The sequence below is a fragment of the Microbispora sp. H10830 genome (assembly GCF_014161375.1).
In the GTDB taxonomy this organism is placed as follows: domain Bacteria; phylum Actinomycetota; class Actinomycetes; order Streptosporangiales; family Streptosporangiaceae; genus Microbispora; species Microbispora catharanthi.
In genome coordinates, this window is record NZ_JABBWX010000017.1 from 25078 (window position 1) to 50860 (window position 25783).

General features: G+C 71.9%; 20 protein-coding genes. 12 read left to right on the forward strand and 8 right to left on the reverse strand.

Going from position 1 to position 25783, the window contains the following annotated elements; genetic code table 11:
• The first annotated feature begins 9 nt into the window (after positions 1-9).
• Positions 10-957: a hypothetical protein gene (locus HHX35_RS33880; RefSeq protein ID WP_182902728.1), complete on the forward strand. Its 948-nt coding sequence runs from the start codon at positions 10-12 to the stop codon at positions 955-957.
• A gap of 243 nt (positions 958-1200) precedes the next feature.
• On the opposite strand, the gene HHX35_RS33885 is transcribed toward HHX35_RS33880, so the two are convergent.
• Together HHX35_RS33885 and HHX35_RS44845 are read right to left on the reverse strand one after the other, a co-directional pair.
• Positions 1201-1848, reverse strand: coding sequence for a response regulator transcription factor (locus tag HHX35_RS33885; protein WP_182902729.1), 648 nt, complete (start codon positions 1846-1848; stop codon positions 1201-1203).
• A complete protein-coding gene (locus HHX35_RS44845; protein ID WP_182902730.1) occupies positions 1839-3842 on the reverse strand; it encodes a histidine kinase in 2004 nt (667 codons plus the stop codon). Before HHX35_RS44845 ends, HHX35_RS33885 begins: the two co-directional genes overlap by 10 nt.
• A gap of 134 nt (positions 3843-3976) precedes the next feature.
• Here HHX35_RS44845 and HHX35_RS33895 point away from each other — a divergent pair, with 134 nt between their 5' ends.
• Positions 3977-4621, forward strand: a complete 645-nt coding sequence (locus tag HHX35_RS33895; protein ID WP_182902731.1) for a hypothetical protein — start codon at positions 3977-3979, stop codon at positions 4619-4621.
• A 193-nt stretch (positions 4622-4814) separates the two neighbouring features.
• Complete coding sequence (locus tag HHX35_RS33900; protein ID WP_182902732.1) at positions 4815-5297, forward strand: RICIN domain-containing protein; 483 nt, start codon at positions 4815-4817, stop codon at positions 5295-5297.
• A gap of 206 nt (positions 5298-5503) precedes the next feature.
• On the opposite strand, the gene HHX35_RS33905 is transcribed toward HHX35_RS33900, so the two are convergent.
• Genes HHX35_RS33905 through HHX35_RS44850 form a run of 3 tightly spaced genes read right to left on the reverse strand, consistent with a single transcriptional unit; the run spans position 5504 to position 9228 of the window.
• On the reverse strand, positions 5504-6388 hold the full coding sequence (locus tag HHX35_RS33905) for an AraC family transcriptional regulator (RefSeq protein WP_310739492.1): 885 nt from the start codon (positions 6386-6388) through the stop codon (positions 5504-5506).
• A 31-nt stretch (positions 6389-6419) separates the two neighbouring features.
• Complete coding sequence (locus HHX35_RS33910) at positions 6420-7103, reverse strand: response regulator transcription factor (protein ID WP_310739493.1); 684 nt, start codon at positions 7101-7103, stop codon at positions 6420-6422.
• On the reverse strand, positions 7096-9228 hold the full coding sequence (locus HHX35_RS44850) for a sensor histidine kinase (protein ID WP_310739494.1): 2133 nt from the start codon (positions 9226-9228) through the stop codon (positions 7096-7098). Before HHX35_RS44850 ends, HHX35_RS33910 begins: the two co-directional genes overlap by 8 nt.
• A 203-nt stretch (positions 9229-9431) precedes the next feature.
• Here HHX35_RS44850 and HHX35_RS33915 point away from each other — a divergent pair, with 203 nt between their 5' ends.
• The 9 genes from HHX35_RS33915 (at position 9432) to HHX35_RS33955 (ending at position 23596) form a co-directional block, all read left to right on the forward strand.
• Positions 9432-10100 (forward strand): hypothetical protein, encoded by a 669-nt coding sequence (locus tag HHX35_RS33915; RefSeq protein WP_182902734.1) that lies wholly within the window; start codon positions 9432-9434, stop codon positions 10098-10100.
• Positions 10101-10158: 58 nt separating this feature from the next.
• Positions 10159-11205, forward strand: a complete 1047-nt coding sequence (locus tag HHX35_RS33920) for a LacI family DNA-binding transcriptional regulator (RefSeq protein ID WP_220506217.1) — start codon at positions 10159-10161, stop codon at positions 11203-11205.
• A gap of 311 nt (positions 11206-11516) precedes the next feature.
• Positions 11517-13733, forward strand: a complete 2217-nt coding sequence (locus HHX35_RS33925; RefSeq protein WP_182902735.1) for a glycoside hydrolase family 36 protein — start codon at positions 11517-11519, stop codon at positions 13731-13733.
• Between the two features lie 63 nt (positions 13734-13796).
• Positions 13797-15131, forward strand: a complete 1335-nt coding sequence (locus tag HHX35_RS33930; RefSeq protein WP_182902736.1) for an ABC transporter substrate-binding protein — start codon at positions 13797-13799, stop codon at positions 15129-15131.
• A gap of 136 nt (positions 15132-15267) precedes the next feature.
• A complete protein-coding gene (locus HHX35_RS33935) occupies positions 15268-16221 on the forward strand; it encodes a carbohydrate ABC transporter permease (protein ID WP_182902737.1) in 954 nt (317 codons plus the stop codon).
• Complete coding sequence (locus HHX35_RS44855; RefSeq protein WP_220506218.1) at positions 16218-17099, forward strand: carbohydrate ABC transporter permease; 882 nt, start codon at positions 16218-16220, stop codon at positions 17097-17099. Before HHX35_RS33935 ends, HHX35_RS44855 begins: the two co-directional genes overlap by 4 nt.
• A 132-nt stretch (positions 17100-17231) precedes the next feature.
• On the forward strand, positions 17232-19847 hold the full coding sequence (locus tag HHX35_RS33945; protein ID WP_182902738.1) for a CBM35 domain-containing protein: 2616 nt from the start codon (positions 17232-17234) through the stop codon (positions 19845-19847).
• A 98-nt stretch (positions 19848-19945) separates the two neighbouring features.
• A complete protein-coding gene (locus HHX35_RS33950; RefSeq protein WP_182902739.1) occupies positions 19946-22177 on the forward strand; it encodes a P-loop NTPase fold protein in 2232 nt (743 codons plus the stop codon).
• 129 nt (positions 22178-22306) lie between these two features.
• Positions 22307-23596 carry a glycosyltransferase family 4 protein gene (locus HHX35_RS33955; protein WP_182902740.1) on the forward strand — a complete coding sequence of 430 codons (1290 nt, stop codon included), beginning with the start codon at positions 22307-22309 and terminating at the stop codon, positions 23594-23596.
• Positions 23597-23633: 37 nt separating this feature from the next.
• Here HHX35_RS33955 and HHX35_RS33960 read toward each other — a convergent pair whose 3' ends face one another.
• The 3 genes from HHX35_RS33960 to HHX35_RS33970 are packed head-to-tail and all read right to left on the reverse strand — an operon-like array spanning position 23634 to position 25730.
• Positions 23634-24902, reverse strand: a complete 1269-nt coding sequence (locus HHX35_RS33960; protein ID WP_182902741.1) for a cytochrome P450 — start codon at positions 24900-24902, stop codon at positions 23634-23636.
• Between the two features lies 1 nt (position 24903).
• Positions 24904-25104, reverse strand: coding sequence for a ferredoxin (locus HHX35_RS33965; protein ID WP_182902742.1), 201 nt, complete (start codon positions 25102-25104; stop codon positions 24904-24906).
• Complete coding sequence (locus tag HHX35_RS33970; protein ID WP_182902743.1) at positions 25101-25730, reverse strand: TetR/AcrR family transcriptional regulator; 630 nt, start codon at positions 25728-25730, stop codon at positions 25101-25103. The genes HHX35_RS33965 and HHX35_RS33970 overlap by 4 nt, the downstream gene beginning before the upstream one ends.
• Between the last annotated feature and the right edge of the window lie 53 nt (positions 25731-25783).

The following is a 25783-nucleotide window of genomic DNA, read 5'->3' on the forward strand; positions in this document are numbered from 1 at the left end:
GATGTCGGGATGCTGTCCCGAGTAGCGCCGGCCGCGGTGGTGGCCGCCGCAGCGTTCATGACCACCCCCCATGCCGAGGCCGCGCCGGCCACACCCGTGATCCGTTACGCGGGTCTCGGGTCCTGCCTCCAGGCCGACGGCGGCCGGCATCCCTGCGGCCCGTTGAAGCTCTGGCTGAGCAACGGCCGTGTCGTCGCGCTCCCCGGCGCCCGCAGGACCGTGGCGGACGACGAGTACACCGTCGCCGCCGTCATCGCCGTCTCTCAGGATGGCGCCCAGGCCGCGTACTTCGCGGGGAAGGACGGCGTGCTCACGATCTGGGAGGCCGCCACCGGCAGGGCACGCGAGGTTCCCGCGGTGACATGGCCGGACGACCTCCGGATGGACGCACTCACCCTCTCTCCGCGTGGCCGGTTTCTCAGCATGCGCGGCGTGAACGCCTCCGAACGGGAGGTCGACCGGGTCGTGGACATGACCACAGGAAAGGTGTTCACCCTGCCGAGGGGATACCAGACCTGGGACTTCAGCCCGGACGGAAAGCGCATGATGGCGGGCGACAACCGGACGGCGGTGCTCTATTCGACCGGCACGTGGTCGGTGAGATTGCGGCGATCCGTCTACATGCGGGGCGACCTCGGCCCCGACGGCGTCACCGTGGCCGCGCCGAAGTGGACGAAGACCGGCGGTTCCGTGAAGAACGTGGTCCTCACTCGCAACCTGGCGACCGCGAAGAAGGGCAGCATCCCCATCCGGCTCCACAAGGGCGAGGTCGCCCTGACGGCACGCTGGGACAAGGCGGGCCACCTCGACGTGCTGACCCGCTCCGATCGTCAGGTGGGCGGTGACCTGCGCAGGACGCATACCTGGTATCGGGTGAACCGCGCCACGCACCAGTTGCGCCGGCTCGACTCCTTCGTCATCCCGTCCTCCGTGGGGGGCTACGTTCTCGCCGACTGACGGCTCGGGCGGCCTCGGCTGACAGTGATGATGTGGATGAGCGCCGCATACGCCAGTCCTCGGGTCGAGCTAGGGGAGGAACCAGAACTCGGTGAGCTGCTCGGCAAGGGCTCTGCCTTGGTTGTAACCGGCTCGAGCGGCGGGCGAACGCGCCGACGGATCCATCTCTGCTGCCGCGTGCGCGTAGTCCGTCGGCCTGCGTGCACGATGGGCATCCGGCCGAGGTCGAGCGCGGCATATGGGTCAGTGCTTGCGCAGGAACTGCAACACCGCCAGCACGCGCCGGTGCTCCCGCTCGCCCGGTGCCAGACCGAGTTTGGTGAAGACGCTGCGCACGTAGCCCTCGACGGTCTTCGGGCTGACGAAGAGCTCCTTGGCGAGTGCCGCATTGGTCAGACCCTGGGCCATCAGCGCTAGGACCTCGCGCTCTCGATCGGTGAGCCCGGCGAGGGAGTCGTGTTCCCGGCGGCGGCCGACCAGCCGCGACACCAGCTCAGGGTCCATGACGACCTCGCCGGCCGCGACTCGACGGATGTCGACGGCGAACGCTCCGAGATCCGACACCCGGTCCTTGAGGAGGTAACCGACCGCGCCGTCGAACTCGTGCATGAGCCGCAGTGCGTGGTGCACCTCGACGTGCTGCGACAGCAGCATGAGTCCCACTTGCGGTGCGAAAGACCGGATCTCGGTGGCAGCCTCGATGCCTTCGTCGGCGAAGCCGGGCGGCATCCGCAGGTCGGTGATGACCACGGCGGGGGGATCCCGGCGCACCAGGCTGACCAGCTCGGCACCGTGGCGCGCCTGGCCGATCACCTCGAAACCCATCTCGGTGAGGATGCGCGTCATCCCCTCCCGGAACAGCAGCGCATCGTCGGCGACGATCACCCGCATGGCAGAACCGTCCTGAGTCGCGTCCCACCACCGGCAGGGCTGTCGAGTTCGAGCCTGGCTCCCAGCGCGGCGACCCGGTCCGCGAGCCCTTGCAGCCCGCCGCCCGCCGCGGGCCGTGCACCGCCGCGGCCGTCGTCGGTCACCACGATCCGCAACCCGTCGCCACCAGCGGTAACGTCCACGGTCACCACGCTCGCCGCCGCGTGCCGCGCCGCGTTCGTGATCGACTCGCTGACCAGGTAGTACGCCGTAGCCTCGATCTCGCGTGGAAGTCTGCTCTCGACGCTCACCCGCAGCCGCACAGGGATGGCGGACCTGTCGGCCACGGCAGCCAGCGCGGCCTCCAAACCGTCCTGCGCGAGCACCATGGGATGCAGGCCGCGGGCCAGTTCGCGAAGATCTGCCGTGGCCTCCAGCAGCTGAGCGCGAGCGTCTTTGGCCCTGGACACGAGGAGGCCGTCGCCGGACGCCTTCACCTGCTCGGCGAGAGCGCCGAGCTCCAGCCCCAGCGTCACGAGTCGGAGTTGCACGCCGTCGTGGAGGTCACGCTCCAAGCGCCGCCGGGCCGCGTCCTCCGCGGAGACGATGCGCCGCGCCGCCGCCTGCAACTGCTGAGCCTGCTCCTGCTGGAGAATCACCAGGCCGGTCTGCGCGACCAGGTCCGTCAGCAGCCGCTCCTCAGCCGCGGTCATGGGCTCACCGGGCGGTTTGCGGACGGCGATCGCGCCACGGGCAGTGTCCCGATCGACGATCGGTCGCACATGCCAGCGCGGCCCGTGGTGCAGCCCGCTCAGGGGCGCCGGATTGACTCGGCCCACGGGGTGAGGCCAGCCGGCCCGCGGAATCATGCACGCCTCGTCGCCGACCCAGACGACTACCTCCCTTGCGCCGAGCGCGCTCGCGACCGTCGCGGCGATCCCGTCCAGCAGCTCCTCAGGTGCCGCGGCGAGCTGAGCGGACAGCCGGGACAGTGCCTCATACGGCGTCGCCCGTAGCCCGTAGACGAGGCGGTCGGCCAGACGCTGGGCACGTCGCCGCAACGGCTCGAACACGACTGCGACGACGGCGGTCGCGAGCAGCGACCGCCAGCGTTCCTCTACTGGCACCAGCCCGCCGACGCCGACCACGAGCGCGACGTAGCCGGCGGTGATAAGCAGCAGCATCGCTCCGACGACGATGGTCTTGTTGATGACCGGATCGATGTCATAGAGCCGGTGCCTCAAGATCCCGAACGCGGCGGCGACCGGAACGAGCGGCAAGGCGAGCAACCCCGGCACCGGGCTGCCGAGGATCGACACGCCGGCCACCAGGATCAGGATGTCCATCACGACCGCGAACGCCAGCCACCGCATCCGGCGCGCCTCATCGCCGCCGGTACGCCGCAGACGGACCACGATCGCGACCGTTCCGAGCGCCTGGAAGAGCAGGTAGCTGAACTGCGCGTACTCCCACACCCGGGCAGCCGTCGCAGCCCCCGGCAAATCGAACGGGTGCGGCGCGACCAGACCGGTCCGGTCGTACTCCACCGGCCACAACGCGGAGGCCGTCGCCATCGCGCCCGCCATCGCGACCATGCCCCATGCGGCACCGATCCATCTCCGGGAGAGCAGCCTGCCGTCAGGGAACGCCATCAGCGTCCAGACGAACGCCGCGATCGCGAGCGGCAGTGGCCAGACGCCGACCCACCCCAGCCAGGACGCCGCCGGCAGCGGACCCTCGTGCAGGCCGTACTGCCGGCCGAAGAACATCACGGCGTGCACCACACCGGTGGCTACGAACAGCCAGCCCTCCCGGTGCCGGGGCCGCATCCGGACGACGTAGAGCCCGACCGCCGTCCACGACGCCGCGATCAGCCCGTTGTGGGCGTTCGCAAGGTGGAATCCGAGATGCCACCCGTAGCTGACGAGCACGGCAACCACCAGCGCCACCACGCCGAGTCCTGCCTCGCGGGCTGCCGGCGGGGCCTCCTCGTACGCGTTCGCCGCTGCGGCCACACCGAAATGGTGACACAGCCGACCAGGCCTGCGAATGAGGGTTTTCCCTGCGGAAAAGCAGGGCGTGCACGCATCCGCGAAGGACGCCTGTCGGCCACGGTTGACCCATCATCGGCAAGCACGAGGAGGCAGCCATGAGCACGCCGGTCACGACGCGCCCTTCCACCACCTCGCGGCTCAACCGGGTCAGTGGCATCTGCCTGGTGCTGGGCGGCATCACCTTCATCGCCGGCGGCGCCACCCATCCCGGCGACAGCGGCGAGGGCAACAAAGTCCAACAGCTGCACGAGATGCTCGTGCAGCCGAGCTGGTATCCCTCCCATGCACTGCTGCTGCTCTCGATGGGCCTGTTCGCCGCCGGGATCTTCGCAATCTCGCGCCGCGACCTTAGCAAGGGCATGGCCGCGGCGACCAAGGTCGTCGCCGGCATCGGCGCCCTCGCCACCGTCGGTATGGCCGCGCACCTGTTCTCTGCGTTGGAGGCCGATTCCCTCGCGGCGGGTCAGCCGACGACCATCTCCACGATGCAAACGTGGAACGAGACGATCATAGACACGCTCTGGGCGCTGAGCATTGTGTTCCTCGCCGTCGCCGGCGGCCTCACCCGGACGGTCGGCAACCGCATCACGCTCGCGCTCGGCCTGGTCGGCGGGCTGGCCTACGCGCTCGCCTCCGCCACCATCGCGTTCACCGACCAGTTCGACCCCCTGTTCCCGGTCGGATCGCTCATCGGCATCTGGGCCGCCGTTGTCGGAGTGATGGCGGTGACCCGGAAATGACCCCAGAGCACACGTCGTACACGGTCACCCTTGCGGCCCGCGGCGACTGTCTTGCCAGGGGACAGTGATGTGCAACCTCGTTTCAACCCAATGGCCGTATGAGTGATGCGAAGGCCGGGAGAGGCCTCAGCGCTATTCCTCACCCGGTCATCGACCCGCAGCCGGCAGCGACTACTAAAGAAAGGAAAGTGCCATGAAGAGCTTAACCCGTGTCATCGTCGTTCTTCTCGTCACGGCGGCGGGAGCCGTCACCGCGACAACTGCCGATGCCGCAGCTTCGGGCCCGGCGTACGCGGGCCTCGGCGGGACCCGCGTCATAAAGAGCAACGCGACCGGGAGATGTCTCGACGACAGCGCCTACGGCCTGCGCACCTTCCCGTGTAACGGCCTCGACTTCCAGAAGTTCAACGTCACCAACAACCCTGACGGCACTCACTATCTGGTGAACCGTTCCACCGGCCGATGCGTAGAGGACGCACCCTCCGGCATCCGCGCCGCTCGCTGCAATGGCTTCTACCGCCAGAGGTGGTACTTCAGCAACTGGGGCCCCGGCGGATGGGGCATCAGCAATAAGATAACGCACAGGTGCATCTATTCAGTAGTTCTCGGGGCCCAAATGCTGGGGGTCGGTGCCTGCAACTGGAATTTGCGGTCGGAAAGTTTCTTCATCCGGTAGATCCCGGATCGAAGTCCGCGCTATCCGGCTTCAATCGGTCAGGTGGTCGCAGCCGGCGTCGATATGCCCCGGCCACCGGCCGCGTCGTCGAATGCCCAATCGACGAGATGAACCGGCCCTGCGGCCACCAGCAGGCCAGGCTCCGCTCCCGGCCGGGTGCGCCCGGGCGCCTTCACAGTCCGCGGCACACTCCGACCGGCCGACGGTCATGCGAGCGCGGCGGTCCACCGGGCGGGCGTGAGGCCGTAGGCCCGTTTGAACATGCGCGACATGTGGGCCTGGTCGGCGAAGCCGGCGAGCTGGGCCGCCTCGGCCAGAGGCACGCCGTCGCGCAGCAGCCGGCGGGCGAGGTCGAGTTGCCGCATCGTGCGGAAGCGGGTCGGGCTGGTGCCGAACGCGACGCGGAACCGGCGCGCGACCGTCCACCGGTCCAGGCCCGAGACCTGCTCGAACTCCGCGAGCGTGTGCCGCACCGTCGGGTCGTCGGCGATCAGGTCGCGCACGCGGGCCAGCGCCTCCAGCGCCAGCGGAGCCCGCGCGCCCGGCCGTACGGAGCTCCCCGCGGAGGAGTTCCGCACGGAGGAGTGCCGCACCAGCGTGTGGACCACCCGAAGCGTGAGCGTCAGCCGTTCGACCTCGTCAAGCGGCTCGTCGATGTCCCGCAGGCACGCCGCGAGCGCGGGGTCGGCGTCGCGCCGCCCGATCACGGGGTCGGCGACGAACGGCAGCGGCGCCCCGCCCAGCGCCTCCTGGACGAGGGAGGGGTCGAGGTAGATGATCCGGTAGCCGAACCCCTCGTCGGTGCCCGCCACACCGTCGTGCGGCTCGTCGGGATGCAGGACGTGCCACTCCCCCGGCAGGCAGTGCCGCGGCTCACCGCGGTAGCGGAACGTCTGCACGCCCCGCAGCGTCATCCCGATCGCGTACGTGTCGTGGCGGTGCGTGGCGAACCCCTCGCCGACGAGCGACGCCTCCAGCCGCTCGATGCCCGCCGCGCCGGAGCCGAACCGCAGCCGATGGCCGGGCCGGGTCCCGCCGTCCGGCAGATGCCGGCGCAGGCCCGCACCGCCGTCCGGTGACTCGTGCCGCACGCGCCGAGACTACAGGCGTCCGCGGCCGTCGTCAGGGCCGCCTGCCGCCGTGACCACGGCCGAGCCCCGCGTCCCGGGCCCGGATGATGGCCTCGGCGCGGTCGGCTACCTGAAGTTTGGCGAAGATCGTGGAGACGTTGTTGCGCACCGTCTTCTGCGACAGGAACAACACCTCGGCGATCCGCGCATTGGTGCGCCCCGCCGCGACCAGGGAGAGGATCTCCCGCTCGCGCGGCGTGAGCTGGGGGAAGACCTCCTGGTCCGCGGCCGGGGGCCCCTCGGTGAAGAACTCCGCGACCCGGCGGGCCACGGCGGGGCCGAAGATGGCCTCGCCATGGGCGACCGCGGTGACGGCCCGCAGGATCTCGGCCTGGTTCGCCCCCTTCAGCAGGTAGCCCCGCGCCCCGGCCCGCATGGCCGCGAACAGCGTGGCGTCCTCCTCCGACATCGTCAGCACGACCACCCCCATGCCGGGATTCGCGGCGGTGATCCGCCGGGTCGCCTCGATCCCGTCCACGTCGGGCATGCGCACGTCCATGACCACGACATCGGGCCGCAGGGCGGCGGCGCGTTCGACGGCCTCCCGCCCTGTGGCGGCCGTGCCCGCCACCTCGACGCCCGCCATCGAGCCCAGCAGCGCGGCCAGGCCGTCGCGGTAGACCGGATGGTCGTCGGCGAGCAGCACCCGGATCGGCGGGGTCGGTTCTTCAGACACCGGTGAACTCCCTCTTCTCCGCCAGCGGCAGCCGCGCGTGGACCAGCGTCCCGCCGCCCTCCGGGCAGGTGACCACGCAGTCGCCGCCGAGTTCGGCCGCGCGCTCCCGCAGGGACAGCATCCCGACGCCCGCCGTGACGTCCTCGCCGATCCCGACCCCGTCGTCCCGTACGACGACGTGGAGCATGTCGTCCCGCACGGCGAGCCCGATCTCGCAGCGGGCCGCGTGCGCATGTCGTGCCACATTCGCCAGCGCCTCGGAGACGATGCGGTACGCCGCTACCTCCACCGCCGCGGGAAGTGCGGGCAGCGGCTCGTCGTCCCCGGTCAGCACCCCGCCCAGGGCCACCGTGAGCCCGCCGCGGAAGCGACCGGCCTGCTGCTCGACGGCTCCCCGCAGGCCCAGCTCGTCGAGGGCGGGCGGGCGCAGGTCGTGGACGATCTGGCGGACCTCCGCGACCACGGCGGACACCTCCTCGGCCGTCCGCGCGAGGATCGCGTCGGCCTGCTGTGGAGCGGTGCGCGACAGGTTGCGGGCGGTCTCGATGCGCAGCGCCACCGCGCCCAGGCTCGGCCCCAGCCCGTCGTGCAGGTCGCGCCGCAGCCGCCGCCGCTCCTCCTCCCTGGCCACCACCAGCGTGGCGCGGATGCGCTGCAGCCCGGCGCTCATCTCCGTGGCGCGGGCGGCTGCGGCGGCCTGCCGTACGAGGTCGCCGAGCAGGCGCTGGTCGCGCTCGGTCAGGTCGGTGCGGCAGAGCACCAGCCGGCCCACCTGCTCGCCCCGGTAGGCCACCGGCAGCGACACCGAAGGGCCGCGGGCCACGCCGTGCTCGACCGCCGAGCGCTCCCCGTCCGGTCTTTCGATCTCCACGCGCACGTAGGACAGCCGGAACGCCTCGGCCAGCGTGCGGGCCAGGGCGACGAGCTGCTCGTCCGGGCCCGCCGCGAGTTCGAGCCGCTCGGCCAGCGTCGAGACGGTCGCGTACGGATCCTCGCGCGGCCCGCGCAGCAGCCGCCTGACGGTGCGCACGAGCCACGTCCGGGCGGGAAGGTAGACGAGCGTGACGACCGCGATCGCGGCGAGTGCCGCCTGGCGCTCGTCCACCGCGCCGGCGGCGGCGGTGAAGACGGCGGCGTCGACCACGACGACGAGCACGGCCGCCATGCCGTAGCCGAAGGTCGCGGGCAGCAGCCGGTCGACGTCGTACAGGCGGTGCTTGGTCACCGCCACGACCACGGCGAAGGAGGTCAGCGCGACGGCCACCGTGAGCAGGAACGCGGGCACGTCGGGCGGCAGCACCAGCGGGAGCAGCAGCACGAACATGTCCGCCAGCGCCGCCCAGGTCAGCCACCGGATCTGCGCCCCGCGCTCGGCGTCGCCGGGACCGCCCGACGCCGCGGCGCGGTAGCGGTGCACCGTCACCGCGAACGGCACGACCAGGCTCACCACCACCGCCGCCGAGGCGGCCGTCAGCAGCGGCTCCCAGACCACGTACGGCAGGGGCAGCACGACCGGGTCAAGCGCCAACCGGGTGATCTCGGGCGGCAGCGGAACTCCCCCGTGCCGGCTGAGCACGGACACGGGCGCCACCAGCCGCAGCGCGGGCAGCGCCGCGGTCAGCGCGAGGCTGGCGATCGAGAGCCGGCGCCAGAGCGGGACGCCGGGGAGCCGCCCGTCGGGGAACAGCAGGATCAGCAGCGGCAACTGGAGCAGCAGCGCGGCGCCCAGCCGTAGGTAGAACCAGTAGGCGGCCGACGCCCCCGGCAGGCCCGGCTCAACGTACACCGCGTAGGCCGCCCACGCGCCGGCGGCCCCGTTCAGCAGCCACATCACGCCGGAGCCGGTCAGCACCCACGCCACGGGATGCCGCGGCAGCCGCCGCAGCAACAGCACGCCCGGCACCGCCTGTGCGAGCCCGGCCAGCGCGGAGGTCCATCCCGGATCGAGCTCGGCGCCCACGGGCACCCTCGCTCCCCGCGCGAGGACGTCCAGCAGCACCGTACCGGCGGCCACGGCGAGCAGGGCGGCGACGGCGGCCACCGCCACCGCGGCCGGCAGACGGCTCTCGCCCGCGGGTGCGGCCCTGAGGGCCTCCGGCGCGTCCGCTATCTCCGCTTTCCTCACGGCAAGCATTGTGACGGGTCGAATCTCCCTGTTTTGCGCAGTATCGGGATGTCCCGGCCGAAGGAGGACCCGCGTCCCGAATCGGGCGGACATGTCAGGGGCGCGATCGGGGACCGGCGGCCCTGCCCTCCCGGGTCCGGCGGCCCCGAGCCTTGATCCGCGCGGCCGTCCCGGCCCGCCAACGAACCGATGAAGGACGTGAGATGGAACCGCACTACACCACGACCCCGGCCAGAGCCCGCACCGACGTGCGCGGGGGCACTCCCGCCCCGGCCGGGCCCGCCCCGATCACCGCGGACAGGGTGCGCCGCCTCGGCCTGGGACTGGCCGCGGGAACGCTGATCTGGGTCGTGACCATCTTCCTGTTCGACCCGTCGGCCGGCGGGACGGCCGGACGGATCGGCGACCTGGGCGGTCTGGCCTTCCAGATCGGCCTGTTCGGCCTGCTCGTCGTGCAGTCGCGGACCGGCGCCACGGGCACCTCGCGGGCCAGTGTGATCATGCTGAGGATCGAGGCCGTGCTGCTGGCCCTGGCGAGCATGTGGTCGCTGCTGCACGCGATCCTGCCCGAGGCGGCGGGCGACGGCGCGCTGCTCGGCGTGCTCGACCTGTTCTGGCCGCTGTCGATGTTCGGCATGTTCGTGATCAGCGTCAAGCTCCTGCCGGCCCGCCGCTGGAGGGGCCTGCTGCGCTGGTGGCCCCTGGTCGCCGAGAGCTGGGGCGTCGTCACCGTCCCCGCGTACGTGCTGGTCGGCGACGCGGCGTCCCGGTGGGTCGGCGGCGGTCACCTGCTCGTGGGGTACACGATGCTCGGCCTGCTGCTCGCCCTGCGGCCGGAGGACGTCCTGCCGGAGGGAGAGGCCGGCTCGTGACCGCTCGATCCGGACGGCGGTTTTGACCCCGGCTCGGCGGACCGATCACGATGGGGGCGTGAACGAAACCCCTGTTGAGGTGCCCTCGCCGCGTCCCGGCCGGGAGACGGTGCCGAGCATCCGCGACGTCGCGGCGGCGGCGGGCGTGTCCAGGCAGACGGTGTCCCGGGTGCTCAACGCCTCGCCCAAGGTGAGCGCCGATACGCGGCGGACCGTCATGGAGGTCATCGAACGGCTGCAGTACCGGCCCAACCGGGTGGCCCGGGCGCTGGGGACGGGGCGGGCGCGGGGCGTGACGGTGGTCACCTCCGACACCATGCTGTACGGCTACGCCTCGACCCTGCAGGGCATCGAGGAGGCGGCCCGGGTCGAGGGCCTGGCCGTCGGGGTGAGGGTGGTCGAGTCGGACCGCGAGGGCGATGTGCGCAACGCCGCCGACTACGTCAGCGATCCGAGCGCCGGGGGTGTGATCGTGATCGCGTTCGACGCGGCCGGCATCGCGGTGCTGCGCGCACTCCCCGAGTCCCTGCCCGCGGCGGCCGCCATCGAGCCGGGCGTACGCGGTGTGGGGCGGCCCGCGATCTGCCTGGACGAGCAGCAGGCGTCGGCCGAGGCGACGCGGCACCTGCTGGCCCTGGGACACCGGACCGTCCATCACGTGGCGATCCCCTCGGAGTCGGAGCACAGCGGACGTCAGGCGGGCTGGCGCCGTGCGCTGGCCGAAGCCGGAGCGGCGGTCCCGCCCGTGGTACCGGCGGGCTGGGATGTGCGATCGGCGTACGAGGCGGGACGGACCCTGGCCGCCGACCCCGGCGTGACCGCGATCCTGTGCGGCAACGACGACATCGCTCTGGCGGTGCGCCGCGCGCTGTTCGAGGCGGGCAAGGACGTGCCGGGCGACGTGAGCATCGTGGGCTTCGACGGGGTGCCCGGCTCGGAGTACTGGACGCCGGCGCTCACGACGGTGGAGATGGACTTCGCCGGACTGGGCCGCGCCACGGTGGCGGCGGTGCTGGCCGAGCTCGCCGGGACGCCTCAGCCCGCGGTGTCGCTGACGCCGCCGCGGCTGGTGGTGCGCGAGTCCACGGCGCCTCCGCGCGCGTGAGCCGCATTCGCGCCGCGCGGTAAGCCGCGGTCACGGCCTCCAGAGCTCACGGGCCGTGGGGGCGACGGGGCGGCCAACGGCCGATTCGGACGCGCCGCCGGATGTTGTTAACAACAACGTAACGGAGCCTTCCCCTCGATCGTGTGACCGGTCACACTCGCATTCGTGCGGATGTGACCGGTCACACGCATGCAGGGGATGACGCCTGGGCTCGCCCGGCGCCCAGGCCGTTCTCCTCGCGAGGGTCACCGTCACGGCCCGCACACCGCCATGACCTCCGGAGAACCCGGCTCGATCGTCAGGAGACGCAGGTGAACTCACGGCACACCGAGACCAGCCTGGTGTGGGGGCACTCGGCACTTCGGGTGGTGATCGCCATATCACCCGACGGCGTGGTGAGCATCCGCGAACTGGGCGCGGGCGATCCGGGGACGAGACCGCCCGCGCAGCCTCTCGTGGAGGTGCTGCTCGCCGGTCAGGGACGGGCGCGGGCCTCTCACCGCTTCTCCGACACCGCCGTCGGCCGCCGTTTCACCTACGTAGGGGCCGAGCAGGTCCGCGACGGGCAGTGGCACGAGCTGCGGGTCACCATGCGGGACGAGCAGACCGGCCTGGAGGCGCACGCGCACCTGCGCTCGGCGGAGGGCGTGCCGGCCGTACAGTCCTGGACGACGATCGCCAACCGCGGCACCGCAGAGGCGGTCGTGCTGGGCGTGACCTCGTTCGCCGCCGGGTTCCCGGCCGGCTCGGCCGGCGGGCTGCAGGTCGTGCGCGCCGACAGCGAGTGGCTGGGCGAGAGCCGCTGGCGCGTACGGCCGATGCGCGAGGAGATGGCGGACCTCAACCTGCCGCTGCACGGCCAGGACGGCCGGGGCCGCCTGGCGGTCACCAGCACGGGCACCTGGTCGACGGGGCAGCACCTGCCCACGGCGGGCCTGCTCGACCCGGACTCTGGCCGGGCGTGGCTGTGGCAGGTCGAGCACAACGGCCCGTGGCGATGGGAGGTCGGCGAGCGCAGGGACGGCGCCTACGTCGCGCTGCTCGGCCCCACCGACATCGACCACCAGTGGCACACCGTCCTCGCCCCCGGCGAGTCGTTCACCACGGTCCCGGCGTCGGTGGCCGTCTCCTCCGGCGGGCCGCGCGGAGCCTCCGGCAGGCTGCACGACGCCGCCTCAGGTGCGTTGCACAGCGCCTCAGGTGCGTTGCACAGTGCCTCTGGGCTGCACAGTGCCTCTGGGCTGCACAGTGCGGCGGCCGCGCTGACCGCCCACCGCCGCGCCCTGGTGCGCCCCCATCAGGACCGGGCCCGCCTGCCCGTCGTGTTCAACGACTACATGAACACCCTCATGGGCGACCCGACGACCGCGAAGCTGATCCCGCTGATCGACGCCGCAGCCGAGGCGGGCGCCGAGGTGTTCTGCGTCGACGCCGGCTGGTACGACGACGACGGCGACTGGTGGGACAGCGTGGGCGAGTGGCAGCCGTCCCAGACGCGCTTCCCGCGGGGCATCGAGGAGGTCCTCTCCCACATCAGGGGGCGCGGCATGGTCCCGGGCCTGTGGCTGGAGCCCGAGGTGATCGGCGTGCGCAGCCCGATGGCCGACAAGCTGCCCGCCGAGGCGTTCCTGCAGCGGGGCGGCACGAGGATCGTGGAGCACGGCCGCTACCACCTCGACCTCCGCCACCCGGCCGCCGTCGCCCATCTCGACGAGGTCGTCGACCGGCTCGTGGAGCAGCTCGGCGTGGGCTACTTCAAGCTCGACTACAACATCGACCCCGGCGCGGGCACCGACGTGGACGCCGCGAGCCCGGGCGCGGGACTGCTCGCCTGCAACCGTGCCCACCTGGCGTGGCTGGAGGCGGTCCTCGACCGCCATCCGGACCTGATCCTGGAGAACTGCGCCTCCGGCGCGATGCGCATGGACTACGCCCTGCTGTCGCGCATGCAGCTCCAGTCCACCAGCGACCAGCAGGACCCCCTGCTCTATCCCCCGATCGCGGTGGCCGCTCCCCTGTCCGTCCTGCCGGAGCAGGCGGCGAGCTGGGCCTACCCCCAGCCGGACATGGATGACGAGCGGGTCGCCTACAGCCTGTGCACCGGCATGCTGGGCCGCCTCTACCTGTCCGGCCACCTGCCCACCATGACCGGTGCGCAGCGCCAGGCGGTCAGGGCGGCCGTCGCCGCCTACCGGGACATCCGCACCGACCTGGCCGCGGCGGTCCCCGTCTGGCCGCTGGGGCTTCCGGGCTGGGCCGACCCCTGGCTCAGCCTCGGCCTGACCACGCCGGACCACACGTACGTGGGGGTCTGGTGCCGCGCGGACGAGCGGGCGACGGCCTCGCTGCCCCTCCCCCACCTCGCCGGACGCCGGGTGGACGTCGAGGTCGTCTACCCCCGCCACCTGCCCGCCTGGGACGGGGAGTGGGACCAGGAGACGGGCCGGCTCGTCCTCACCAAGCCGATTTCCGGCCCTTCTGCCCGCATTTTTCGCCTTTCACCATCCTCATCACCCTCGTCCGATTAATTCCTTCTGCTCTAAAATCCCGGGCCTGCGGTCCGGGCGCCCCCCAGGAGAAAGATCGAAACAATGAAGAAATGGCAGACCCTGGCGGTCGTCGCCGTACTCGCCGCGGGCGCCGCGGCCTGCAGCGACCCTTCTGTGGCCCCCTCCGCGGACCCCGCCGGCGGCACCGCGGGCGACGCGACCGCCGCCGGCTGGGCGGAGCCGACGGCCAAGCTCGACGGCGTCACCCTGACGATCTGGGCCGCGCAGAACAGCAACACCGTCCCCAAGCAGGTCGTCGAGGCGTTCGGCAGGGCCACGGGCGCGAAGGTCGAGATCGTCACCATTCCCGACCCGTACGAGCAGGGCGTGCAGACCAAGGTCGCGACCGGGGACAAGCCCGACCTGGCGTTCTGGCAGCCGACCGCATCCATGCTCACGGCCCTCAACGCCAAGACGAACCTGCAGCCGCTGGACCAGGCCCCCTGGCTGTCCAAGCTCGCTCCCCAGCTCAAGGACATCACCGGGATCCTGAACGGCACGCGGTACGCCGCACTGGTCACCAGCCCGGCCGTCGAGGGCGTCTATTACAACAAGGAGGTCTTCGAGGCCAACGGGATCACCGAGACTCCGAAGACCTTCGACGAGATGGTCGAGCTGGCCCGCACGCTCAAGGCCAAGGGCGTCACCCCCTTCTACGAGATGGCCGGCGACCGATGGGCCACCCAGTGGTGGGTCCAGGTCCAGCTCGCCGACGCCGCCAAGGACGGGCTCTGGGACAAGATCAACAAGGGCCAGGAGACCTTCTCCAGCCCGGTCGTGCTCGACGCGATCAAGAAGTACAAGTCGCTGATCGACGAGGGACTGTTCAACAAGGACATCAAGACCGCCAGGTTCGAGGACCAGGGCAAGGCCCTGCTCGACGGCAAGGCCGCCATGGTGGTGCAGGTCAACTCCTTCTTCGGCCAGCTCCAGGCCACCGCCGACACCGCCACCCTCGACAAGAGAATCGGCTTCTTCCCGATCTCCCCCAGCGGCAACGTCGGCACCTTCATCCCCGACCAGTCCAACGCCCTGGTGGCGTTCACGACCGGTGACGCCAAGCGCGAGGCCGCCGCGCGCCAGCTCCTGTCGTTCTGGATGGGCCCGGGCTACAAGGACTTCATCGCCGACCGCAACACCGTCTCCCTGGAGACCGACGTGCCGAGCCCGGCCTCGGTGCCCAAGGCGCTGCAGCAGGTGCACGACTCCCTCGGCGAGGCCGTCGGCTCCATGCAGGCCCTGGCCGTGGCCAACCCCGACCTGTACATCAACCTCGCCGACATGATCACCGGCACCATGACGCCCGAACAGGTGGCCTCCACCACCCAGGAGCAGTTCGCCCAGCTCGCCAGGGCAGCCGGCGCGGCCGGTTTCTGACGCCCGACGACTCGCGCCGGACGACTCCCGCCCGACGACTCGCGCCCGACGACTCGCGCCCATCGACAGGCCCATCGACAGGGCGCGGAGGCCGCGGCTCGCCCCCGTCTCCGCGCCCGGCACCTGAGGACATGCCATGCTGACTGCCACGGACACCCCCGTCCCTGACCGGCCGCTCGCGCCGCCGCCCGCCTCACGCGGTCCCGCCGGTCGCACCCGCCGCAGGCCGGACCGGACCCACCCGATGTGGTTCATGGCCCCGGCGTTCGCGATCCTGCTGGTGTTCTTCTTCCTGCCGACCGCGTTCAACTTCGTGTACGCGTTCACCGACTGGTCGGGCTTCAAGAGCGCCATCAGGCCGGTCGGGTTCGACAACTTCGCCGACCTCGCCTCCAGCGGCACGCTGTTCTCGGCGCTGCGCGTCACCGTGGTCTACGCCGTGCTCGTGGCGGTCTTCCAGAACCTCTTCGGGCTCGGCCTGGCCCTCCTGCTGGAGCGCGACACCTGGCTCAACCGCACGCTGCGGGTTGTCTTCCTCATCCCGGTGCTGATGTCGGCCCTCGCCGTCGGCTACATCTTCCAGGCCCTGCTCAAGCCCGAGGGCAGCCTCAACCAGCTGCTGTCCGAGATCTTCCGCCACGACGTGGACCACGCCTGGCTGGGCGACACCCACTGGACCATCGTCGTGGTCGCCCTGGTCCACGCGTGGAAGTGGATGGGCCTGTCCATGCTCATCTACCTGGCCGGGCTCAAGACGATCCCCGAGGAGATCATGGAGGCGTCCCGCATCGACGGCGCATCGCGGTGGCACGCGTTCCGGCGCCTGCGCTTCCCGCTGCTCGCCCCCGCGATCACATTCAACGTCGCCACCGCCCTGCTCGGCTCGATGAACGGCTTCGACATCGTGCAGGCCACCACCGGCGGCGGTCCGGCCCGGACGACCGAGATCCTCAACATCTTCATCTACCGCACCTTCGGACAGGGCCTGTTCGCCCAGGCCACGACCATGAGCCTGGTGCTGTTCCTGCTCGTGTCGCTCATGGCCTTCCCCGTCATCCGCATCCTGCGCAAGCGCGAGGAGATCCTGTGACGCCGCACTCCCCCGCCCGCCGGCACGCCTCCTCCGTGACCGGCTCCGCGGCCAGGGACACCTCGTTCCCGGCCCGGCTGCAGCCGTTCGCCGCCACGGCGCTGGCACTCGTCACCATCGGCATCCCGCTGTGGCTCGTCGTGGCGACCGCCGGCAAGTCGCGGGGCGAGGCGCTCATCCCGAACCTCACCCCGCCCACCCACTGGCACCTGCTGGAGAACCTGGGCGAGGTGTGGAGTGAGGGCGAGGTGCCCGCCGCGTTCTTCGGCAGCCTCCTCGTCGTGGTGCCCGCCGTGGTCGGCGTCCTGATCCTCGGGTCGATGGCGTCCTGGATCCTCGCCCGGCGCGCCACCCGGCTCAACGCCGTGCTGTACGCGCTCGCCATCAGCGGCATCATCCTGCCCCCTGCGGTGATCACGGTCGTGCTGCTGCTGCGCCAGCTCGGCCTGGCAGGCAGCGCCGTCGGGATGATCGGCGTCTACATGGGCATCTACATGTCCACCGTGATCTTCTTCGTCACCGGCTTCGTCCGCACCATCCCCACCTCGCTGGAGGAGGCCGCCCAGATCGACGGCGCCGGGCCCGTGCGCGTCTTCTTCCACGTCGTCCTGCCCCTGCTGCGGCCGGTCCTGGCCACCGCCACGATCCTCGTCTGCCTCTACGTCTGGAACGACGTCTTCTACGCCTTCTTCGTGGTCGGCGGCCGCCTCGACACCCTGCCGCTCAACCTCTTCCGCGTGGCCGGCGCGGGGCTCTATCTCAACAACTGGCACCTCATCTTCGCCTACGTCATCCTCATGAGCCTGCCGCTCGTCGTGGTCTTCGCCGTCGCCCAACGCAAGATCATCTCCGGCATCACCAGCGGCGCCGTGAAGTGAGCGCCGTGAAGTAAGCGCCGTCGAACGACGACGGCGCCCACCCTTTCGGCTCCGATCCCGGCGGTGCCCGCCGAGCCCGCCGTACCACCCCCTCCGGGCGCTCGCGCGCCCCGGTAACAGGAGAGGACACCCATGCACCGACAAAGGTCATCCCGGCGCGCCCGCGTGACGGCCGCGACCGCGGCCCTCGCCGCGGCGACCCTGACCGCCGGGCCCGTCGCCGGACCGGCGGGCGCGGACACCGCCGCCGCCGACGTCGTCGCGGTGGACTTCGGGCAGCGCACCGGGCCGGTCCACGGCGGCGCGACCGGCATGCTGTACGGCCTGTCCGACCCGGGCGTCCCCGGAGACTCCCTCGTCGCCGGCGCCCGGCCGCGTACGGTCGCCCAGAAGGCCCCGGACGGCGACCAGCACCCCAACGGCGACGCACTCAAGATCGCGGACGGCTTCTTGTCGGCGGGCGGCGAGGAGATCGTCGTCTACATGCAGGACGTCTACAGCAAGTGGCCCTACGAGAACCTCGGCATCGACGACTACCTTGCCAAGGTCGACGCGATGGTGCGCAAGGTCGTCACGGAGCGTCCGCAGGACAAGGACAGGTTCGTCTGGGTGCCGTTCAACGAGCCCGACTGGATCTGGTACCAGAACTGGGCCCAGCTCAAGCAGAAGTTCTTCAGCGACTGGAAGGCGGTGGTCGAGCGCATCCGGTCGATCGACCCCGGCGCCCGCATCGTCGGCCCGAACGAGGCGAGCTACAACCCCGGCCGCCTGCGCGACTTCCTCACCTGGGCCAAAGACAACACCTGCGGCGCGAAGAGTTGCCTGCCGGACATCATGGCCTGGCACGAACTGTCTCGCGGCAGCCTCGCCGACTACCGGGGCCACTACGAGGACTACCGGCAGATGGAGCGCGACCTCGGCGTCGGCCCGCTGCCGATCAACATCGACGAGTACGGCAACCGGCGCGACATGTCCGTCCCCGGCCAGATGATCCAGTGGATCACCATGTTCGAGGACACCAAGGTGGACGCGGACATGGCCTTCTGGACCTACGCCGGCAACCTCTCCGACCACGCGGTGCGCACCCGCCAGGGGAACGGCGCGTGGTGGCTGCTCAAGTGGTACGCGGACCTGACCGGGCAGACGGTGAAGGTGACCCCGCCGCAGCCGAACGTCCCCGACACGGTCCAGGCCCTCGCGGCCGTCGACCCCTCCGTACGGCGGGGCACCGTGCTGGTCGGCGGCGGCGCCGCGCCGGTCCGGCTTGACGTCTCCGGGCTCGACTCCGCGGTCTTCGGCACGCAGGTCGACGTCGTCGTGTCCAAGACGACGTGGACCGGCTACGAGGGCGACGCCGTGCAGCCGCCGGTCGTGGCGGCCACCCGGACCACCCTGCGTGGCGGCACGCTCCAGGTGAACCTGCCGGGCGGCGACGTGATGGCCGCCTACCGGGTCACGATCGTCCCGTCGAGCGGCGGCGCACCCGCGGCCGACGCGCCGTGGAGCGTCTCGGTGGAGGCCGAGTCGGCCACACTCACCTCGGCCCAGGCGTACGGCAAGGACACCACCGCGGACCCGCAGATCTACGCGACCTCCGGCAAGCGGGACGTCGGCTCCATGAACAAGGCCGGCTCCGCCGTCACGTTCCCGGTGACCGTGCCGCGCGACGGCCGCTACCGCCTGGGCATCTTCCAGGGCGCGAACAAGGCTCCCGGCAGGCACGCGCTGTTCGTGGACGGCACGCTCGACCAGATCGTGCAGTATTCGGCCGACCTCGGCTGGACCTACCGCGGCCGCACCGACGTGGAGGTCGAGCTGACCGCCGGCACCCACGAGCTGTCCCTGCGCACCAGCGCCGACGGCACGACCCTGCTGCCGGGCAGCGACGTCACGCTGGACAAGTTCGACCTCACCGAGATCACCGGCCCCGAGCGGGCGGCGTACCCGGCCGACGAGGCCCGGCTGTCCGGCGGCGCGGGCATGACCCGCGAGGGCAAGGGCGCCGCCGTCACCCTCGGCGGCGGCGCCCGGGCCACGTTCTTCGCCGCCGTGAGCGAGAACGGCTACTACGACCTCACCTTCTCCTACAAGGCGGCCGGAGCCGGCGACCTCGACGTCCGCGTCGACGGACGACGGATCGCGGGTGTGCGGGCGACGCGCCCCGGCGAGGCGGCCTCCCGGGCCCGCGTGTACCTCCCCACCGGCGTCTCGGTGATCGAGGTGGGCGGTCCGGCCGGCCTGCGGCTGCGCGGCCTGACCACGGTCAGGGCCGAGGAGGCGGACGCGGCGGCCTACCGCGTCGAGGCCGAGCAGGCGCGGCGCGCCGGAACGGCCCGCGTGGTCACCGTCCCCGCCACGAGCGGCTCGAACGCCTCCGCGGGCGCCTACGTGGGCGACGTCGGCAACGGCGCGGGCAACACGCTCACCCTCACCCGGCCCAGCGGTTTCGGCCCCGGCGAGTACGTCCTCGTGGCGCACTACGCCAACGCCGACAGGAACACCGGGCACCCCTACAACACCGACGTCATCAGCCGGTTCCTCGACATCACCGAGACGGGCGGGGCGACGGCGCGCGGAGTGTTCCGCCACAGCTACGCGTGGGACAACTTCTGGTCCCAGGCGACGCCGCTCACCCTGACGACCGCCTCCGGCGCGCTCGTCCTCGGCAACACGACGGCGTACGCGCCCAACCTCGACCGGTTCGAGCTCGCGCCGCTCGTGCTGGAGGTCGACAACACGGCCAAGTGACCGGAAGAGGGGCACCACCCGTCATGCGGTGGTGCCCCCGTCGACGTCTGGGGGTGAGACGTGCCACATGTCCCGTCGGGGCGTAGGACGATGTGACCATGAGCACTCCTCCCCCGGCTTCCGGAGTCGAGCAGGCCATCGCGCGCGTCTCCGACGGAACGGGGGCGATCGCGGGAGCGGGCGTGCTCGTCGCAGCGGATCTCGTGCTCACGTGCGCGCACGTGATCGTTCGCGGGAAGGAGGAACCGCCGGAGACCGTGCTCGTGGACTTCCCGTTCCTGCGCAAGGGGCCCTTGCGGGCGAGCGTCCACTTCCTGGCGCCGCAGGTGCCGGATTCCGAGCTCGGAACCGGGGACCTCGCCGTCCTCAGGCTGGAAGCAGCCCCGCTGCCGCAGGACGTCCGGCCGGTCGGGTTCGCCCCCGCCGCGCCGCCGGGCCTTCAGGTCAGCGCCTACGGTTTCCCACCCGGCAGCCCGGGCGGGCTCTGGGCGTCCGGGCGCACGGTGGGAAGCCTGCCGCACGGCGCCGTCCAATTGGAGGCCACCGGCAGCGCGGGGTTCACGGCCGGCTATTCCGGAGCGCCCGTCTGGAGCCCCGAGCTCGGCGCGGTGCTCGGCATCCTCTTCGCGGCGGACGGGGAAGGCGGCAGAGTCGCGTACATGAGCCCGGCCCCCGTTCTCGCCGAGACGTGGCCGGAGTTCGACGCCGTCATCCGCTCTGTTCGGGAGCGAGCCGCCGAGGTTCCCGAGGACCGGCGCCGAAGGCCCGGAGAGTTCGCGCCCGGCGGCCGGGAGCGCACGCAGTGGGTCAGCGACGCGCCGGCCGACCACGATGTGCTCAAGCGGGCCGCGCTGGCGAACGTGCTCGCCAGGCAACTGCGCCACGCGCGGACGGAGGCCCCGGACGCGTCGTTTCTGGTGCACATCGACGGTTCGTGGGGGACGGGCAAGAGCACCCTGCTCAAACTGCTCGCCCGCGACCTGCGGAGCGACTCGATCGTGGCCTTCTTCGACACCTGGCGGCATGTGCGGATCGAACCACCCTGGTGGGCGCTGCTCACCACGGTCCGCAAGGCGGTCGTCCAGCACAGGCCCCGCTGGCGGCGTCCCTTCTTCCTCGTACGAGAGCTTCTCGCGCGGGTCCGTCGCGACGGCGCCCCTCAGGTGCTGTCAGGCCTGCTCCTGGTCGGCACGGCGCTCCTCGCCGCGATCCTGTTCAGAGCGGGCGTCATCACGGCCCGCAGCGTCGAGCCGGCGTTCAAGACCGTGACCACCGTCGTCGGAGCGGCCGGCGCGTTGTGGACGGCCGGGATACTCGTCAGCAGGTACGCGATGTGGGGATCGGCGCGCAGGGCCCGCACCTTCGAGCAGTCCCACACCGACCCCATGAACGACGTCGCCGAGCACATCGCCTGGCTCGTGCGCCACGCCGGCCGGCCCATCGTCGTCTTCGTGGAGGACCTCGACCGCTGCAACGCCGACTACGTCGTGAACTTCCTCGATTCCGTCCAGACGCTCGTCCGCGACGTGCCCGAGCACTGGCGACGGCCCGTACGCCGCACTCCGGACTTCCACGCCCCGAGCTTCGTCGTCGCGATGGACGGCGCCTGGCTGCGCTGCGCCTACGAGAACGCCTACGAGACGTTCACATCGGCGGTCGCCGAGCCGGGGCGTCCGATCGGCTATTTGTTCCTGGACAAGCTCTTCCAGCTCAGCGTCCCCATGCCCAAACTCGGCGGGGCCAGCCGGGACCTGTACTTCGGCGAACTGCTCGGTGTGAGCGTCGCGAAGCCCCCGCCGGCCACCGCCGACCGGGTCCGTGCGGCGCTCACCACGAGCAGCGACGAAATCGAGGTGCTGGAGACGTTGGCGAAAGCCGACCCCCGGGTCCGCGAGATCGTGGCCTCGCAGGCGGTCGAACGGATCCTCGACGCCGGCGTACAGGACGTCTCCCACCACGCCCTCGCGAAGTTCTCGCGGTTGCTGCACAGCAATCCGCGCGCGATGAAACGGTTCGTCAACACCTACACCGTCCTGCGTGCCGTGCGCGTTCTGGAGGGCAGTCTGGTGCCGACCGACGCCCTCGCGCTGTGGACGCTTCTTCGCATCCGATGGCCGGAGCTGGCGGACTACCTGGAGTCGCATCCCGAGGCCGTCGATCGGATCACGGAAGGTTCCGGCGTGCAGGACCTGCCGGAGTCGCTCCGGGAGCTGGCGGCCTCGCGGGACCTTCATGAGGTGCTGTGCGGCGTACCGGGGGTGACGCTCACGGCGGACGTGGTCCGTGCCTGTTCCGGAGCGGGCGACGACCTGGCACCGCTCCGTACGTAGTCACCGACGGGTGGCCGCACCGCTCCCAGCACCACCACACGCATCGGTTCTCCTCTCCTTTCTCCCGTGATCACGGCAGGCCCCGCCACGGTCTTTGCCGGGCGGGGTGTGAGCGACTAGGTTCGCGCCGTGCCCACCGCTGATCACGTCCCCTCCGGCGTCCGCGTCTACGCCGTCTGCTCGGAGGTCCCGCCCGACGTCGTCGGCGGGCTGGGGCGGTACGCCGAGCGGATCATGGACGCCCTGCGTGACTCCGGGGTGCCGGTCGTGGTCTTCGGCGCCACGGCCCGCCGGGGCCGGGCCCCCCGGACGGAACGCCGGGGCGCCGTCACGCTGCACCGCCTGCGCACCCCCGGTTACGGCCTGCGCGGGGGCCCGGTCCTCCCCCCGGGTGTGCGGCGGCTCGCCAGGGTCGCCGGACTGCTCGCGTTCAACGTGCGGGCAGCCGCCCGGATCCTGCGCGCGGAGGCGGGACGGACCGGGGCGGTCGTCGCCGTGCACGACTGGATGGGCTGCGTGGCCGGGATCCTGTGCCGCGTGCTGGGACGGCTGCCCGTCGTGTTCCATGTGCACACCCGCGAGCTGAACGCCTCCGGAGCCGGGCACAGGTCGGCGTACGCCGTCCTCCTCGACCTTCTGGAGACGGCCCAGGCGAGGACGGCGCGCCTGATCGTCGTGCCGAGCGCCCGCATGCGCGACGACCTCGCCGCCCGCGGCTGGCCGGCGGACCGGATGCTCGTCGTGCCGCACGGCTTCGAGGAGCCCGGCCTGCTGCGGCTGGCCGGACTGCCCGGCGGCGAGCGCGACCGGGTCCGCGCGGAGGTGCGGCGGCGCTACCTGCCCGGCGGGCAGGGCCGGCTCGTCGTGTTCGCCGGGCGGCCGTCGCCGCACAAGGGGGTGCACACGCTGATCCGGGCGGTGCCGCGGGTCGCCGCCGAGCACGATGACGCGCGGTTCGTGCTCATCGGCGCCCAGGCGCCGCAGACCGACGACGCCGCGACGGTGACCCGGCTGATCGAGCGGACGCAGACCTCCGGGCACGTGGTCGCCGGCAACCGCTTCCTCGCCTCGGCCGAGGTGTTCGCGCACTTCCTGGCCGCCGACGTCTGCGTCTTCCCGTCGGTGTACGAGCCGTTCGGCCTGGTCGCCGTCGAGGCGATGGCGCTCGCCCGTCCCGTGGTCGTCGGGCCGGGCTACTCGCCGGAGGTCGTCGGCGACGGCGCCGTTCGCTGCGGACGCGACGACCCCGGCGAGCTGGCCGCGGCCCTGCTGCGCCTCCTCGCCGACCCCGAGGAGGCGGACCGGCTCGCCCTGCGGGGAGCCGCGTACGTGCGGGAGCGCTACAGCTGGGCGCGCACCGCCCGGCACACCCTGGCGGCGTACGCCGGCGCCGCGCGTCCCCGCCCGGGGACCCGATGACGCTCATCCGGACCCCGGCGGACGGCCCCGCGGGCGGTCAGCCGATGCGGAGCGGAAGCGTGCGCGGCCCCCGCACCTGGCCGGGGGCCCAGGTCACCGTCGAGGGGTCGGCGAGGCCGAACACGGGGACCCGCTCCAGCCAGACCTCCAGGGCGACCCGGAGCTCCATGCGGGCCAGATGGGAACCGACGCAGCGGTGGATGCCGAGCCCGAACGCCGCGTGCCGGTTGATCTCGCGGTCGATGATCACTTCGTCGGCCCGGTCGAACTGCGCGGGATCGCGGTTGGCGGCCGGGAACGACAGCAGGACCCAGTCGTCGGCCTTCATGTCGACGCCGCGCCAGTGCATGTCCTCCTTGACCATCCGCGCCATCGTGACCGGCGCGTACGCCCGGAGGAACTCCTCCATCGCGGTCGGCAGCAGGCCCGGCTCGGCGACCAGGCGCTCGCGGTCGGCCGGGGTCTTCGCCAGGTGCCACAGTGAGGCGCCGATCGCGCTCCACGTCGTGTCGATCCCGGCGATGAGCAGCAGGGCCATCGTGCCGGCCACGTGCGAGGGCTCGAGCTTGCGGCCGTACAGCTCCGCGTCGATGAGATAGGTGGTGAGGTCGTCGCGCGGGTCGGCGACGTGGTCGCGGATCTGCTCCAGCAGGTAGTCGAACAGCTCCCCCATGTTCGCGACCCGCTGCTCCGGCGGCAGGTTGACGCCTTCGAGGGCGTGCTCGACGAACTCCCGGAACCTGGGCCCGTCCTCCGGCGGGAAGCCCAGCATGTCGGCGATGACCCGCATCGGGATGTGCTGCGCGTAGTCACGGGCGGCGTCGACGATCTCCGCGCCTTCGAACCCGTCGATCAGCGAGTGGCAGAACGCCCGGGCCGCCTCCTCCCGCTTCGCCACCTCCTTCTTGGTGAACGCCGGGAGCAGCAGCTTGCGCGCGTCGTGGTGGAACGGCGGGTCGGAGGAGATCGGCGGCACGGCTCCCACCGGCGCGATATCCCTGGGCGGCCGGTAGTTGCTCATGATGATCGCCCGGGAGGAGAAGTGCTCGGTGTCGTAGGCGATCGCCGCGACGTCCTCGTACCGCGTCGGCAGCCACCCGCCGCCGAACCTCTCGGTGTGCGCGATCGGGCAGCGCCCCCGCAGGTCGTCCTGGATGGGGTACGGATCGGCGGCCCAGTCGGGCTCCAGGTGGGAGAAGTCGGTGGCCCAGTCGGAGACCGGGCCGGTGATGATCTCGTTGCGGGTGCCGAGAGGCTCCTCCTGCCCCTCGCGGAAGTCGCGGACGAAGCGATCGTCGACGGTCATGTCAGGCCTCCTCGACGAGGACGATCGCCTTCTCCGGGCAGTTGGAGGCCGCGACCCGCGCCGCGCGCTCGCCGCCCGCCGGCACGACGCCGTCGCCGGCGACCTGGCCATAGCCCTCGTCGTCCTCGGTGAACAGGCCGGGCGACAGGTCGTAGCAGCGGCCGTGTCCCTGGCAGCGCTCGGGATCGATCTGCACTTTCACTGGTGCTCCCCTTTTCTCAGTGGCGTCCGCGGAGTGGGGTCGGTCGGGGCGATGGCGGTGACGAGGCGGGTGAGCAGGGCGGTCCACTCCTCGTCGCCGACCGCGTGCAGGTCCGGCGTGAGGAGTGCGCTGCCCATCGCGAGCAGGAGACAGAAATGGGCGACGGCGCCGGGCGAGAGCGCCGGATCGATCTCGCCGTCGTCCTGGGCGGCGCGGACGAGCCCGGCCAGCCAGCCGGCCCGCTCGCCGACGTAGTCGTGCATCGGACGGGCCACGTCCTCGTCGCGGCGGGCCGCGACGAGCGCCTCGACGATCAGGGAGCCGCGGGCGTCGGGACGGCGAGGGAGGCGGCGGCCCACGGCGACGAGCAGGTCGGCGACCGGCCGATCGGGGTCGGCGGCCAGCAGGTCGGCCAGGAGCCGCGGCCCGTGGGCGCGCAGCGCGGCCACGATCAGCTCGGCCTTCGAGCCGAAGTGCGCGTACAGGGCGCCGTTGCTCACCCCGGCCTCTGCGGCGATGTCGGCCACGCGCGTGCCGTCGTACCCGCGCCGGGCGAACACGTCGGCGGCCGCGCGGAGCAGCCGCTCCCGCGTCTCGGCGGCGGTGACACCCGCGATCCGGCCCACGACGGAATTAAATGGTCGTTCATTTGATTGCGTCAAGACCGCGCCCGCCCCCT

Excerpts from the sequence above, each read along its gene's own strand:
- HHX35_RS33880 (WP_182902728.1), top strand. The coding sequence starts at position 10 with ATGCTGTCCCGAGTAGCGCCGGCCGCGGTGGTGGCCGCCGCAGCGTTC.
- HHX35_RS33885 (WP_182902729.1), bottom strand. The coding sequence starts at position 1,848 with ATGCGGGTGATCGTCGCCGACGATGCGCTGCTGTTCCGGGAGGGGATG.
- HHX35_RS33895 (WP_182902731.1), top strand. The coding sequence starts at position 3,977 with ATGAGCACGCCGGTCACGACGCGCCCTTCCACCACCTCGCGGCTCAAC.
- HHX35_RS33900 (WP_182902732.1), top strand. The coding sequence starts at position 4,815 with ATGAAGAGCTTAACCCGTGTCATCGTCGTTCTTCTCGTCACGGCGGCG.
- HHX35_RS33915 (WP_182902734.1), top strand. The coding sequence starts at position 9,432 with ATGGAACCGCACTACACCACGACCCCGGCCAGAGCCCGCACCGACGTG.
- HHX35_RS33930 (WP_182902736.1), top strand. The coding sequence starts at position 13,797 with ATGAAGAAATGGCAGACCCTGGCGGTCGTCGCCGTACTCGCCGCGGGC.
- HHX35_RS33935 (WP_182902737.1), top strand. The coding sequence starts at position 15,268 with ATGCTGACTGCCACGGACACCCCCGTCCCTGACCGGCCGCTCGCGCCG.
- HHX35_RS33945 (WP_182902738.1), top strand. The coding sequence starts at position 17,232 with ATGCACCGACAAAGGTCATCCCGGCGCGCCCGCGTGACGGCCGCGACC.
- HHX35_RS33950 (WP_182902739.1), top strand. The coding sequence starts at position 19,946 with ATGAGCACTCCTCCCCCGGCTTCCGGAGTCGAGCAGGCCATCGCGCGC.
- HHX35_RS33960 (WP_182902741.1), bottom strand. The coding sequence starts at position 24,902 with ATGACCGTCGACGATCGCTTCGTCCGCGACTTCCGCGAGGGGCAGGAG.